Consider the following 13,889-nt stretch of genomic DNA (forward strand, 5'->3'; position numbering starts at 1 on the left):
CATCCGTATCCTAGGCGGAGCCCGCGCCGCCGCCAAGGGGAGCTTCCATCACCAGATCGTCGCGGTGGATCAGCTCGTCGCGGCCGCGATAACCCAGGATCGGTTCGATCTCGCCCGATTTGCGCCCGGCGATGGCGCGGGCGTCGGGGCTGGCATAGGCCACCAGGCCGCGCCCCAGCACCTTTCCAGCCGCATCCTTGACCAGGACGCAGTCGCCGCGATCGAACTCGCCTTCCACGGTCGTGACCCCGGCGGGCAGCAGCGAGCGCCCCTGGGCCAGGGCGCGGGCGGCGCCAGCGTCCAGCACCAGGGTCCCGGCCGGGGCCATGGTGCCGAAAATCCACTGCTTGCGCGCCGTGCGCGGCTCGGAACTGGGCAGGAACCAGGTGCAGCGCCCGCCAGTCTCGATGGTGGTCAGCGGGTTCAGCGGCTCGCCCCTGGTGATGGCCATGCGACAGCCCGCCGACAGGCAGATCTTGGCCGCCGTCAGCTTGGTCACCATGCCGCCCGAGCCATAGGCCGAGCCGGGATCGCCCGCCATGGCCTCAATCTCGGGGGTCAACTCGCGCACCTCTGGCAGGAAGCGGGCCGTGGGGTCCTTGCGCGGATCGGCGGTATAAAGTCCGTCGATATCGGAGAACAGCACCAGCGCGTCGGCCGAGACCATCTGCGCCACCCGCGCCGCCAGCCGGTCATTGTCGCCGAAGCGGATTTCGGCGGTGGCCACGGTGTCGTTCTCGTTGATCACCGGCACCGCGCCCAGGCGCAGCAGGGTTTCCAGGGTGGTGCGGGCATTGAGGTAGCGGCGCCGGTCCTCGGAATCCTCCAGGGTCAACAGCACCTGGGCCACGGTGATGCCGTGATGGGCCAGCGCCTCCTGATAGGCATGGGCGAGGCGAATCTGCCCGGTGGCGGCGGCGGCCTGCTTCTCCTCCAGCTTCAAGGGCGGCGTCAGGCCCAGTTGGCGGCGGCCCACCGCCACGGCGCCCGAGGAGACCACGATCACCTCCTGGCCGCGTGCCCGGAAGCGGGCGATATCGGCACACAAGGAGTCCAGCCAGGCACGCCGTATCTGGCCGCTGGCATCGTCCACCAGCAGCGAGGAACCGATCTTGACGATCAGGCGGCGCGCGTCCGACAGCGGGCTCATTTTTCCCCAACGTCCTCTTCGTCGTCACCCTCCGCGTCGTCGTCCTGGTCCTCTTCCTCCTGGTCGTCTTCTTCCACGGTCTCGTACCAGATCCATTCGCCGTTGGGTCCCCAGTATCCCTCGTCCTCCTCGTCCTCCTCGCGGGCGCGGCGCTTGGCCTCGGCGAAGCTGGGGGTGGACTTCTTGCCGGCGCCGAACACGGCGGAGGCGGCCGGGACCTCGGGCTCTTCCTCGCGGGCGGCCTTGATATGCTCGAACAGCTTGGCCAGCACCGGCTTCAGGCCGACGCCCGAGACGCCGGACAGCGGCAGCACTTCCGAGCCGCAAGCCTCGGTCAGCGCCGCCAGCTTGGCCTCGATATCGTCCGAGGTCAGCGAATCGCATTTGTTCAGCGCCACCACTTCGGGCTTCTCGTCGAGGCCGCCGCCATAGGCCGCCAACTCGCCGCGCACGATGCGATAGGCCTCGGCCACATCCTCCTCGGTGCCGTCGATCAGGTGCAGCAGTACCCGGCAGCGCTCGATATGGCCGAGGAAGCGGTCACCGATGCCGAGACCCTCATGGGCGCCCTCGATCAGGCCGGGAATGTCGGCGGCGATGAATTCCTCGTCGCCCAGGGTCACCACCCCCAGATTGGGATGCAGCGTGGTGAAGGGATAGGAGGCGATCTTGGGCCGCGCCCTGGTGCAGGCGGCCAGGAAGGTGGACTTGCCCGCATTGGGCAGCCCCACCAGACCGGCATCGGCGATCAGCTTCAGGCGCAGCCAGATCCAGCGTTCCTCGCCCGGCCAGCCTTCGTCGAACCGGCGCGGCGCCTGATTGGTGGAGGTCTTGAAATGCAGGTTGCCGAAGCCGCCATCGCCGCCCCTGAGCAGCACCAGGCGCTGCCCGGCGACGGTGAGGTCGGCCAGGACGGTTTCCTTGTCCTCGTCCAGCACCTGGGTGCCCACCGGCACCTTGAGGACGATATCGTCGCCCTTGCCGCCGGTCTTGTTGCGGCCCTGGCCGTGATTGCCCTTGGCGGCCTTGAAATGCTGCTGGTAGCGGTAATCGATCAGGGTGTTGAGATTGGCGACGCATTCCAGGATGACATCGCCCCCCCTGCCGCCGTCGCCGCCATCGGGGCCGCCGAATTCGATGTGCTTCTCGCGTCGGAACGAGCAGCATCCGGCGCCACCGTCGCCGCTTTTCACGAAAATCTTGGCCTGATCGAGGAATTTCATAATCGTTCCATCAGTTTGTCCCTCTCCCGCCTGCGGGAGAGGGAGGGGCCCAGCGCGCAGCGATGGGAGGGTGAGGGCCCTCACCCGGCTCGGCTTCGCCTCGCCACCCTCTCCCGCAAGCGGGAGAGGGGCAGGAAACAAAAAAGGGGAACGGCGGACCGTTCCCCTTCTTCAAAACGCAAGCGTCCGGGAACGGCCTTATTCGGCGGCCTCCGGCAGGGGCTCCACGACCACGAAGGTGCGGCCCTCGGCCTTGTGCTTGAACGCGACCTTGCCCTCGACCTTGGCAAACAGGGTGTGGTCGGTGCCCATGCCCACATTGGTGCCGGGATAGAACTTGGTGCCGCGCTGGCGCACGATGATGTTGCCGGGGATCACCAACTCGCCGCCGAACTTCTTGACGCCGAGCCGCTGACCCGCTGAGTCGCGGCCGTTGCGGGACGAGCCGCCAGCCTTTTTATGAGCCATTGTCTACTCTCCTCGTATCCGACGCGGGCTTCAGCCGGCGGAAATATCGGTGATGCGCAGGATCGTCAGGTCCTGGCGGTGGCCGTTCTTGCGGCGCGAATTCTGGCGGCGGCGCTTCTTGAAGACGATGATCTTCTCGCCACGGGCCTGGGCCACCACGGTGGCCTTCACCTGGGCGCCAGCCACCACGGGGGCACCGATCTTGTCGCCGACCATCAGCACCTGGTCGAGCACCACTTCGGCACCGGCCTCACCGGCCAGCTTCTCGACGCGGATCACGTCGCCCGATGCCACCTTGTACTGCTTACCGCCGGTCTGAATGACTGCGAACATGACGATTCTACCTGAGCAAAAGAAACAGTGACGCGCAAGGTTGACCCCCGCGCGAGAGGGCCGAACTATACTCAGGCGCGACGCAGAGTCAACGGCTTTGTCGCGCCTGTCCTTCTTCAGGCCGCAAGGGGCCGTTCCCCGGCCACCAGGCGGGTGAAATCCTCGCGCCAGCCGGGGCTTTTCGCCTCGTTGACATCGAACTCGGCGTGCAGGCGGTCGTGATAAACCGAGCGGATGGCGGCATGCAGGCGTGCCTGGGTTCCGGCGATGGCGATCTCGACCACCGCCCCCGCGGGGAGGGCGGAGAAGTCGCCGTCGATGCCGCAGCCGCCCTCGGAACAGTCCACCAGATGGCCGGAAATGGCATGGCCATTGGCCTGGATGGTGCAGTCCCGCGCCACCCGGTAGCGGGGATGGCGGCGGCGGTTGACCTCGGCGGTGGCGGTGCGCACCACCCGCACCAGCACCTCGCGCAACTGGTCGATGCCGCCCGCCACCTCGGTGGCGATGGTCCCGACCTTACCCGCCCGGTCGCCGGTATCGCGGGCTTCGCCCGAGACCAGGGCGATGCGTTCGGCCACTTCGTGGGCGGCATCCGAGGTCTGGGCGACGTTGCGGGCGATCTCGGCGGTGGCGGCGCCCTGTTCCTCGATGGCGGCGGCGACGGCCGAGGAGACGTTGCGCACCTCGACGATGGCGCCCGCGATCTCGGTCACCGCGCGAACCGCCGCCTCGGTGGATTGCTGGATCTCTGCGATCTGGCGGGTAATGTCCTCGGTGGCCTTGGCGGTCTGGTTGGCGAGATTCTTGACCTCGCCCGCCACCACGGCGAAGCCCTTGCCGGCTTCCCCGGCGCGAGCCGCCTCGATGGTGGCGTTGAGCGCCAGCAGATTGGTCTGGGACGCGATGTCGTTGATCAGCCCCGCCACCTCGCCGATGCGGCCGACCGAGTCGGACAACTGCGAGATGGTGTCGCGCGCCCGCTGCGAGGCCCCCGCCGCGTTGCCGGTCAGTTGCGAGGCACTGCCCACCTGGTTGGCGATCTCGCGGATGGAGGCCGACAATTCCTCGGCGGCGGCGGCGACGGTCTGGGCATTGGCCAGGGCCTGGGCCGCGGCGGCGGCGACGCTTTGGCTGTTGTTGCCCACCGCTCCGGCCGAGTCGGCCATGCCATTGGCGTTATCGGCCATGCGCCGGGTCATCTCGGCGATGCTTTCCACGGCGGCGCGGGTCTCGCGCTCCACCGTCTCGGCCATGGTCTGCAGGGCGGTGACCTTCTCGCGCTCGGCGCGGGCCCGCTCCTGCTCTTGCAGGGCGCGCAGGCGCTCGGCCTCGGCCAGTTGTTCCTTGAACACCTGGACCGAGCGGGCCATGGCGCCGACCTCGTCGCCGCGATCGGCGCCGGGGATGGCGATGGCAAGCTCGCCCCGGGCCAGGGTGGACATCACCCCGGTCATGACCGTGAGCGGACGGTAGATGGAGCGCGCCACCACGCCGCCCACCACCACCATGACGGCAAAACCGGCCAGGGTCAGGATCAGGGACACCCGTCCCGAGAGATGCTCGATGCGTTGGGCCTCGGCGCGGGCCGCCACCATATCGGCCTCGGAATGATCGATCAGGGTCTTGAGCACCGGCTGGACGGCGGCGAAGCTCTGGCTGAGGCTTTTGGTGGTGGCGACCAGGGCCAGGCTGGCCTCGGCGGCGGCCTTGAAATCACGCTGATAGGCGGCCAGCAGGTCCAGCAGCCGGGGGCGGGTCTCGGCGGGAATGCCGGAGACGGCCAGGGCCTTGGTGAATTCCGCCGCCCGCTTGTCGAGATCGGCCACATATTTGGCATCGAGCCGGGCGAAGAAGTCCTTTTCGTGGCGACGCATCATCAGCATCAACACCAGCAGGCGCGGCTCGTCATGGTCCTTCAGCGCCGTCTCGATCTCGTGCACCGAGCCGCGCAACGCCCCCATCAGGCCGTCCTTCTCGGTCAGGCCGATACGGGTCTGTTCCTCGACCACCCGACGGAAGGCATCGCCATAGGCGGCAAGCCCGGTCCTGACCGCAGCGGCTTCCTGGCGCGAGGCGGCATCGGCCGCCATGGCGTCGGTCATGGCGCTCAATTCGGAGAGGGCGGTCTGGGTCGACTGGGCATGCTCGGCCGCGTATTTGGAATCCTTGCGCAGCAGGAAGTCCTTTTCCCGGCGTCGGCCTTCCAGCAGGGCGATTTCCAGTTTCGTGGCGTGTTCGCCGATGGTGCCCTGGCGTTCCGCCATTGCCAAGGCCCGGTCCACCGCCGTGCCGCCGATGCCTTGCACCGCGACGACGCCGCCCAGGATCAGCCCGGCAAGGGCGACCAGTGAGCCGATCTGAACTTTCAATGAAAAGCGAGAGAGCAAGGACCCCATGGCAGTTCCCCAAAAGCCGAACCATCAGCCGAGGGTGTTTCCATATCATGGGGAACCTGCCGCAAAAAGTCACATTTATGACATTGCTGCGAAAACCGCCATTTGCTGAAAGATCATTTTAGCATTACAGCTTTACGACATATGTAACTTGCATGTCATCGCCTGCGCGGAGCCATCACGCATCCATTTGCTGCTCTCTATTCAGGATGTTTTGCCAAATGGCTTTTTTTTGTGCATCACTGGCCGTCGACCACATCTGGATTTCGGCGCGGGTGCGTTTGCAACCGATGCACCAGCCCACCCGCTCGTCGATACGGCAGACGGACTTGCACGGGCTGTCGAAGATGCGCAAGGGCGGGTGGGGCAAGAAAACCTCCTCTGTCACGCCCCCAAGGGGCGGGCTGAAACCCATATGGGGCCTGCCCAGGCGGCCTACCAGCCCCTGGGGCTCTGGTGGGATGCGGCCGGGCGGCGTATCATAGGAAAAAACAGCCATGGGAGAAGAAGTGATGCTGCACGGCAAGGTCCTGGTCGCCCAGGGCGGTGGCCCCACCGCGGTCATCAACCAGTCCATGGTCGGCGCGGTGCTGGAATCGCGCAAATTCCGCAATGTGGACCTGGTCTACGGCGCCCATCACGGGGTGCGGGGGATCATCAACGAGGAATTCCTCGACCTCACCCAGGAAACCGGCCACAACCTGGAACTGGTGGCGCAGACGCCGTCCTCGGGCCTGGGCTCGACGCGGGACAAGCCCGACCTCAAATACTGCCAGGAAATCTTCAAGGTCCTGCAGGCCCATGGCATCGCCTATTTCTTCTATATCGGCGGCAACGATTCCTCGGACACCGTGCGCATCGTCTCGGAACAGGCCCACAAGGCGGGCTATCCGCTGCGCTGCATCCACATCCCCAAGACCATCGACAATGATCTGGTCCATAACGACCACACCCCCGGCTTTCCCTCGGCGGCCCGCTTCGTGGCCCAGGCCTTCATGGGCGTCAATCTGGACAACGCGGCGCTGAAGGGGGTCTATCTGGCGGTGGTGATGGGCCGCCATGCCGGATTCCTCACGGCTGCCTCGGCGCTGGGCAAGAAGTTCCCCGACGACGGCCCCCACCTGATCTACATGCCCGAGCGGGTGTTCTCGGTGGACGGCTTCCTGGCCGACGTCAAGACCACCTTCGACAAGTATGGCCGCTGCGTCATCGCCGTGTCGGAAGGCATCCACGACGAGAACGGCGCCCCCATCATCACCAAGCTGGCCAAGGATGTGGAAAAGGACGCCCACGGCAATCTGCAGCTGTCGGGAACCGGCGCCCTGGGTGATCTGCTGTGCGAGGAGATCAAGACCAAGCTGGGGATCAAGCGGGTGCGCGGCGACACGTTCGGCTATCTGCAACGCTCGTTCATCGGCTGCGTTTCCGACGTGGACCAGCGCGAGGCCCGCGAGGTGGGCGAGAAGGCGGTGCAATACGCCATGTGGGGCCAGGTGGACGGCTCGGTCACCATCCAGCGCACCGGCTTCTACTCGGTGGACTACAAGCTGCTGCCGCTGGAGATGGTGGCGGGCAAGACCAGGGTGATGGAGGAGCACTTCATCTCCGACTCCGGCACCGATGTCACCGACGCCTTCCGCATGTATCTGCGGCCGCTGCTGGGATCGGGCCTGCCCGACGCCTTCCGGCTGCGGCTCAATTCGGTGCCGAAGATCCTGAAGCCTTAGTCATTTGGTCGAGACGTACATTTTCATCGTCACCCCCGGACTTGATCCGGCCATCCATGGACCCCCGGATCAAGTCCGGGGGTGACGAATGGGAAAACCGATTTCACCAAGTTCAGGTGGACTCCAGGTAACTGGAACCGGACGGCAAAATCGGCTATGGCTGGCGGCAGTCAAGGCCGCCGGAGTAGCCCGCCCGCATGTGTGGCATCGCCGCCATTTTCGCCCATGGGCCGGATGCCCATCTGGTCGATCCCATGGAACTGCTGCGTATCCGCGACGCCATGCGCCAGCGTGGCCCCGATGCCGAGGGCGCCTGGCTGGGCGATTACGGCCGCATCGTCATGGGGCATCGGCGTCTGTCCATCATCGATCTGTCGCCCTCGGGTGCCCAGCCCATGGCGTCGGAGGACGGGGGCGCCGTTATCGTCTTCAACGGCGAGATCTATAATTACCGTTTCCTGAGGAAGCGGCTGGAAGCCCAGGGGGTGCGCTTCCGCTCCAGTTCCGATACCGAGGTCATCCTTGAGATGTACCGCCGCGAAGGTCCGGCCATGCTGGGGTCCTTGCGCGGCATGTTCGCTCTGGCCATCTGGGACGAGCGCAAGAAGGGCCTGCTGGTGGCCCGCGATGGATTGGGGATCAAGCCGCTCTATCTCGCCGATGACGGCAAGACCCTGCGGCTGGCCTCGCAGGTCAAGGCGCTGCTTGCGGGGGGCAAGGTCGACACCCGCCCCGACCCGGCCGGGCATGCCGGTTTCTTCCTGTGGGGTCATGTCCCCGAGCCCCATACCCTGTACAGGGGCATCCGCGCCCTGAAGCCAGGCACCTGGGAATGGTGGGACCAGGACGGCGGGCGCGAGTCCGGCTGTTTCTTCGACCTGGGGGCGGAACTGCGCCATCCCCAGCCGGTGGCGGGCGTCGACCTCAAGGCGGCGCTGGAGGATTCGGTCGCCCATCACCTGATCGCCGACGTGCCGGTGGGCGTGTTCCTCTCGGCGGGCCTCGATTCCACCACCCTGGCCGCCATGGCGTCGCGGGCCGCGCCCGGCCGCCTGCTCAGTGTCACCCTGGGCTTTTCCGAATTCAGCGGCTCGGAAGCCGACGAAGTGCCACTGGCCGAACTGGCCGCCCACCATTTCGCCACTGACCATCATACCGTCCGCATTCCCGGCAGCGACTTCGCCGCCCAGCGCGAGCGCATCCTGGCCGATATGGATCAGCCCTCCATCGACGGCGTCAATGTCTGGTTCGTCGCCCGTGCCGCCGCCAGCTGCGGGCTGAAGGTGGCGCTGTCGGGCCTGGGTGGCGATGAACTGTTTGCCGGATACAACACCTTCCGCGAGATCCCGAAAATGGTGTCGCGGCTGAAGCCGCTGGCGGGGATTCCCGCCCTGGGGCGCGGCCTGCGATTGGTCAGCGCCGGACTGGTCGGCCGCTTCGCCTCGCCCAAGCTGGCGGGGGTGCTGGAATACGGCACCTCGCTGTCCGACGCCTATCTGCTGCGGCGCGGGTTGTTCATGCCGTGGGAACTGGACCAAGTGATGGACCCCGACATGGCCGCCGCCGGGCTGGAGGCCCTCAGCCCCCGCCTGCGTCTGGCCGAGGCGGCCGAGGGCATGGCCGACGATCTGCTGGCCATTTCGGCCCTGGAAATGCAGTTCTATATGCGCAACCAGCTGCTGCGCGACGCCGACTGGGCGGGCATGGCGCACTCCCTGGAAATCCGGGTGCCGCTGGTGGACACCGCCCTGCTGCGCGGCGTGCTGGCGCTGCATGCCGGGGATCGGGCGCCCACCAAGCGCGACATGGCGCTGTGCGCCGCCCCCGCTTTGCCCGAATCCATCCTCAACCGGCCCAAGACCGGCTTTTCGGTGCCGGTGGCGCAATGGTTGGGCGAGACCAGCCTGCGCGGCTGGGCCCGGCGGGTCTATACGGCGCAGACGGGGGTATCGTGAGCCTGCGCGATGCCCTGGCGGCTCCGGCCTCGGTGCTGTGGCGGCTGGCGGCGCCGGTGGTTCCGCGCCCCGCTGGCGCCTTCCATGTCCTGATGTTCCACGACATCCCGTCCGGCCAGCGGGAGTCCTTCCGGGTTCTGGTCGAGGGTCTGGCGCGGGCCGGGCGGCTGATTTCCCCGGCCGAGGCCGAAGGCCGGTTGGCCGGGGGCGGGCCGAACCGGGGCCTTGCGCCGGTGCTGCTGAGCTTCGACGACGGCTTCGCCTCCAATCTGGCGGTGGCGGAAACGGTGCTGGCGCCGTTGGGGGCCAAGGCGCTGTTCTTCGTCTGCCCCGGACTGATCGAGCTTTCCGGCGAGGCCCAGGCCGAGGCGGTATCGCGCAATGTGCTGCGCGGCCAGCGTGCCGCCCCCGAGCCGCTGATGGACTGGGCGGGAATCGAGCGGTTGCGGGCGCTGGGTCACACCATCGGCAATCACACCCGTGATCATCTCCGCCTCGCCGGGCTGCCCGCCGACCAGCGGGCGGAACAGATCGAGGGCGCCGCCGGCATGCTGGCGGCGCGGCTGGGCGCGGTGCCCGACTGGTTCGCTTACACTTTCGGCGACATCGCCAGCATCGACGCCGCCGCCCTGGCCGAGATCGGCCGTCACCACCGCTATTGCCGCTCGGGCGTGCGCGGCGCCAATGGACGGGGAACGCCGCCGCTGGCCTTGCGCGGCGATCATGTGGATTTGGCGGCCAGCCGGGACTGGCAGGCCCTGGCCTGCGACGGCGCCCTGGCGCTGCTTTATGGCAAGCAGCGGCGGATGCTGGACGGATTGGCCCCCACCCCAACCCTCCCCCGGCAGAGCCGGGGGAGGGAGACGTAAGGAGTTCCCCCGGCTATGCCGGGGGGAGGTCGGGAGGGGGGCAAATGGAGAGCATCCCTACCTGATCTGCCGCATCAGCTCTTCCGCCCGCTGCACGCCATCGGCGCTGACCGGCGCCCCCGCCTCGGCCAGCACCTCGGCGGTCCAGGCGTTGCAGGTATGGCCCAGGGTGAAGCGGCCCTTGGCGGGGAAGAACAGGCTGAAGTCGTAAAGTCCCGCGCGGGAGACCGCCAGACCGCCGCCCTTGCGGTCCATGGTGGCGTCGAGGCGGCTGATCAGGCGGACGAACTGAGTGGCCGTCAGTGACAGTGGCGCCAACTCCATGGACGGGAACCGGTCCGCCGCCGGGATATCCAGCCCCGCCACATGCAGCACCGCCGCGCTGCCCGAAATGGCGCGAAGCGTATCCAACACTCCGGGATCGCGCACCGGATAGTACTCGGCGCTGCCCCAGCCGATCTCGAACCACTTGACCTCCGGCCCGAAAGCCTCCAGTTCCGGAAGCATCCCCGATGGAATATCGGCCCGGGCGATCACCAGCCCGGTATGCCAGCCATTGCTGGAAACCTGGAGATCGACGGCGAGGGCCGGGCTCCATAGCAGCGCAAGCAGCGGGACCAGCCAGCGCCGCATGTGACTCAACCGTAATCGCGGGCGCCGAAGATGGCCGAGCCCACCCGCACATGGGTGGCGCCCGCTTGCACCGCGACCGGATAGTCGCCGCTCATGCCCATGCTGAGCACGGCAAGGCCATTGCGGGCGGCCAGTTCGGCCAACATCCGGAAATGGGGGGAGGGATCGGCCTCGGCCGGGGGAATGCACATCAGCCCGGCGATGGTCAGGCCGTATTGGCGGCAGACCTGGATCAGGCCGTCCACATGGTCGGGATCGGCCCCGGCCTTCTGGGCCTCGCGGCCGGTGTTGACCTGGATCAGCAGTCTGGGCCGGCGGCCGACCCTGACCATCTCGTCGGCCAGGGCGCGGACCAGCTTGGGGCGGTCGAGGCTTTCGATCACGTCGAACAGCGCCACCGCGTCCCTGACCTTGTTGGTCTGCAACGGCCCGATCAGGTGCAGTTCCAGATCGGGATGGGCTTCCTTCAACTCCGGAAACTTGGCCTTGGCCTCCTGCACCCGGTTCTCGCCGAACACCCTCTGCCCGGCCCGGATGGCCTCGGCCACCGCTTCCGCCGGATGGGTCTTGCTCACCGCCACCAGGGTCACCGAGTCCGGGTCGCGCCCGGCGGCGCGGGCGGCGTCGGCGATGCGGGCCTTCACGGTTGCGAGGGCCTGCCCGATCATGACGGCTGGTACTCCGGCACCAGCCGCTTGAGGATGGCCAGCGCCGCCTCGGGGCGATGGGCGCGGCAGGCCTGGGACAGGTCGTCCAGGGCCAGGCCCAGTTCCTCGGCATCCACCGCGCGGGGCGTCGCCACCAGGATGCCCGGTTGCTCGGTGGCGACCGGGGGCTCGGCGCCGTGGAAGATTTCCTCGAACAGCTTCTCGCCGGGGCGCAGGCCGGTGAAGCTGATCTTGACGTCGACGTCGGGGCGCAGGCCCGCCAGCCGGATCATCTGGCGGGCGAGATGGACGATCTTCACCGGCTCGCCCATGTCGAGCACGAAGATCTTGCCCCGGAAATCGGGATGCAGCGCGCCGAAGGACGAGGCCTGCAGCACCAGTTCCACCGCCTCTCTCACCGTCATGAAATAGCGGGTCATGTCGGGATGGGTGACGGTGATGGGGCCGCCTGCCTCCAACTGCTTCTGGAACAGCGGCACCACCGAGCCGGTGGAGCCCAGCACATTGCCGAAGCGCACGGTGACGAAGCGGGTGCCGCCGGTCTGGGCCAGGTCCTGGGCCTGGGCATACATCTCGGCCACCCGCTTGGAAGCGCCCATGACATTGGTGGGATTGACCGCCTTGTCGGTGGAAATCTGCACCATCAGGCCGACCTTGGCCTCAAGGCAGGCATCCACCACGATGCGGGTGCCCACCGCGTTGGTCAGCATGCCCTCGTCCGGATTGTATTCCACCATGGGCACATGCTTCAGCGCGGCGGCGTGGAACACCAGTTCCGGCTGGTGCTGGGCCATGACCGAGCGCATCCGCTGGGCGTCGCGCACATCGCCCAGCACGGGAACCACCTCGCGGGCGCCGCCCCGGCCCGACAGTTCCTGGTCGATGGCGTAGAGATTGAACTCGCAGGCCTCGAACAGCACCAGCCGCGCGGGCTCCAACTCGGCGATCTGGCGGACCAGTTCCGAGCCGATGGAGCCACCCGCGCCAGTCACCATCACCCGGCGGCCCTTGATCAGGCTTTGCACGCCCGCCCGGTCCAGCGCCAGTTGCGGACGGCCCAGCAGATCCTCCACCGCGATGGGGCGAAGGGTAAGCTTGTCCTCGACCCCGTCCTGCAGGTCGGTCAGGCGGGGAATGCGCGCCAGGGTCAGGCCGAGGCGGTCGGCGGCGTCCAGCAGGTCGCGCACCACGGCGCCGTCCAGGCGGTGGTCGGTGATGATCAGGCGTAGCGGCGCCTGGCCGCGACGCTTGAGTTCCGCCAGCACCTCGTCCAACTGGTCGATGCTGCCCAGCACGTCGATGCCGTGGATATTGCGCCCCACCCGGCCGCCGCGCTCGCCCAGGATGCCCACCGCCCGGTATTCCGCCTGGTCGGATCGGGTGGCGCGGATGAACAGTTCGGCTTCGTCGCCCGCGCCCACCAGCAGGGCGGGAACCGCGCCGCTGCGGGCGGCGCGGGCGGCCTGGACCTTGTCCTTGAAGGTGCGATAGAGGAAGCGCGGCCCGCCCAGCAGGGTCAGCAGCACGAACCAGTTGATGACCAGCACCGAGCGCGGCAGGCTCTGCAGCCGGGTCATCAGGAACAGCACCGCCATGAAGATCAGCACCGCCAGGGTGGCGGCGCGGATCAGGGCCATCATGTCGCTGACCGAGGCATAGCGCCAGACGCCGCGATAGAGGTTCTGCGACAGGAACACCGGAATGGCCACGGCGGTGAACAGCCCGGCGCCCAGGGCGAGGTCGCCATTGCTCCAATAGCGGTCCATGCCATCGCCCAGGCGGAGATACAGCGCCAGCACGAAGGACAGCGCCGCCATGACCACGTCATGGGCGAAGGCCACATGGGCGCGCGACAGAATTTCCTTCATTCCCCACCACGGCTGGTCCAACTCGGCTCCCTGTTTAGCCCCGTTTTACGCCGCTGTCACGAACGGCCGTCCTTGTTTCGGCGTGCAAACCGCGATAGAACCAGCCCAGTTTCCCAAGGATAGGGGATTGTGTCCCATGTGCTCCGACCACGACCATCACCAACTGCACCCCAAGATCCGCCCGCTGACCGAGGTGGAAAGGGCCACCTGGCCCAAGACGGTGGTGGTGCCCTTGGAGAAGCCCCATGTGGACGAGCGCGGCGTCATTCAGCCGCTGGTGGACATGCCCATGGAAAGCTGCGTCATGATCACCTCCAAGAAGGGGGCGGTCCGCGCCAACCATTACCATCGCAGCGACTGGCATTTCTGCTATGTGGTCGACGGCGAGATCGAATATTACGAGCGCCCCCACGGCAGCGACGAGGCTCCCAAGAAATTCGTCATCAAGAAGGGCGAGCTGTTCTTCACCGGCCCCATGGTCGACCACGCCATGGTGTTTCCGGTGGACTCCACCTTCCTGACCTGGGGCCGCAACTCCCGTTCCCAGGACGTCTACGAGGCCGATGTGGTCCGTATTCCGGCCATTAATCCCTAATCGG

General features: G+C 67.3%; 13 protein-coding genes. 4 read left to right on the forward strand and 9 right to left on the reverse strand.

Annotated features, from left to right (window positions below; translation table 11 throughout):
- Positions 1-10: 10 nt before the first annotated feature.
- The 6 genes from proB to A6A04_RS13225 form a co-directional block, all read right to left on the reverse strand.
- The gene (proB, locus tag A6A04_RS13200) at positions 11-1,150 is read right to left on the reverse strand and encodes a glutamate 5-kinase (protein WP_068493615.1); all 1,140 of its coding nucleotides are present in this window, start codon (positions 1,148-1,150) and stop codon (positions 11-13) included.
- Positions 1,147-2,373 (reverse strand): GTPase ObgE, encoded by a 1,227-nt coding sequence (gene obgE / locus A6A04_RS13205; protein WP_068493617.1) that lies wholly within the window; start codon positions 2,371-2,373, stop codon positions 1,147-1,149. The genes proB and obgE overlap by 4 nt, the downstream gene beginning before the upstream one ends.
- Before the next feature lie 198 nt (positions 2,374-2,571).
- A complete protein-coding gene (gene rpmA, locus A6A04_RS13210; protein WP_068493618.1) occupies positions 2,572-2,841 on the reverse strand; it encodes a 50S ribosomal protein L27 in 270 nt (89 codons plus the stop codon).
- Positions 2,842-2,871: 30 nt separating this feature from the next.
- Entirely contained in the window at positions 2,872-3,174 is a 303-nt protein-coding gene (gene rplU / locus A6A04_RS13215; RefSeq protein ID WP_068493620.1) for a 50S ribosomal protein L21, read from the reverse strand.
- Between the two features lie 116 nt (positions 3,175-3,290).
- The gene (locus A6A04_RS13220; protein WP_082914902.1) at positions 3,291-5,573 is read right to left on the reverse strand and encodes a methyl-accepting chemotaxis protein; all 2,283 of its coding nucleotides are present in this window, start codon (positions 5,571-5,573) and stop codon (positions 3,291-3,293) included.
- Positions 5,574-5,748: 175 nt separating this feature from the next.
- On the reverse strand, positions 5,749-5,940 hold the full coding sequence (locus A6A04_RS13225; RefSeq protein WP_216636109.1) for a DUF1289 domain-containing protein: 192 nt from the start codon (positions 5,938-5,940) through the stop codon (positions 5,749-5,751).
- Between the two features lie 142 nt (positions 5,941-6,082).
- Here A6A04_RS13225 and A6A04_RS13230 point away from each other — a divergent pair, with 142 nt between their 5' ends.
- The 3 genes from A6A04_RS13230 (at position 6,083) to A6A04_RS13240 (ending at position 10,121) form a co-directional block, all read left to right on the forward strand.
- Positions 6,083-7,297, forward strand: coding sequence for a 6-phosphofructokinase (locus tag A6A04_RS13230; RefSeq protein WP_068493840.1), 1,215 nt, complete (start codon positions 6,083-6,085; stop codon positions 7,295-7,297).
- Between the two features lie 197 nt (positions 7,298-7,494).
- Complete coding sequence (gene asnB / locus A6A04_RS13235; protein ID WP_068493627.1) at positions 7,495-9,252, forward strand: asparagine synthase (glutamine-hydrolyzing); 1,758 nt, start codon at positions 7,495-7,497, stop codon at positions 9,250-9,252.
- On the forward strand, positions 9,249-10,121 hold the full coding sequence (locus tag A6A04_RS13240; RefSeq protein ID WP_068493629.1) for a polysaccharide deacetylase family protein: 873 nt from the start codon (positions 9,249-9,251) through the stop codon (positions 10,119-10,121). The genes asnB and A6A04_RS13240 overlap by 4 nt, the downstream gene beginning before the upstream one ends.
- 57 nt (positions 10,122-10,178) lie before the next feature.
- Here A6A04_RS13240 and A6A04_RS13245 read toward each other — a convergent pair whose 3' ends face one another.
- The 3 genes from A6A04_RS13245 to A6A04_RS13255 are packed head-to-tail and all read right to left on the reverse strand — an operon-like array spanning position 10,179 to position 13,290.
- On the reverse strand, positions 10,179-10,754 hold the full coding sequence (locus tag A6A04_RS13245) for a DUF2459 domain-containing protein (RefSeq protein ID WP_068493631.1): 576 nt from the start codon (positions 10,752-10,754) through the stop codon (positions 10,179-10,181).
- A gap of 5 nt (positions 10,755-10,759) precedes the next feature.
- Entirely contained in the window at positions 10,760-11,422 is a 663-nt protein-coding gene (locus A6A04_RS13250) for a YggS family pyridoxal phosphate-dependent enzyme (protein WP_068493633.1), read from the reverse strand.
- The gene (locus tag A6A04_RS13255) at positions 11,419-13,290 is read right to left on the reverse strand and encodes a polysaccharide biosynthesis protein (RefSeq protein WP_068493635.1); all 1,872 of its coding nucleotides are present in this window, start codon (positions 13,288-13,290) and stop codon (positions 11,419-11,421) included. Before A6A04_RS13255 ends, A6A04_RS13250 begins: the two co-directional genes overlap by 4 nt.
- A 136-nt stretch (positions 13,291-13,426) precedes the next feature.
- Here A6A04_RS13255 and A6A04_RS13260 point away from each other — a divergent pair, with 136 nt between their 5' ends.
- Entirely contained in the window at positions 13,427-13,885 is a 459-nt protein-coding gene (locus A6A04_RS13260) for a cupin domain-containing protein (RefSeq protein ID WP_068493637.1), read from the forward strand.
- Positions 13,886-13,889 lie beyond the last annotated feature (4 nt).

Source organism: Paramagnetospirillum marisnigri (genome assembly GCF_001650715.1).
Taxonomy (GTDB): domain Bacteria; phylum Pseudomonadota; class Alphaproteobacteria; order Rhodospirillales; family Magnetospirillaceae; genus Phaeospirillum; species Phaeospirillum marisnigri.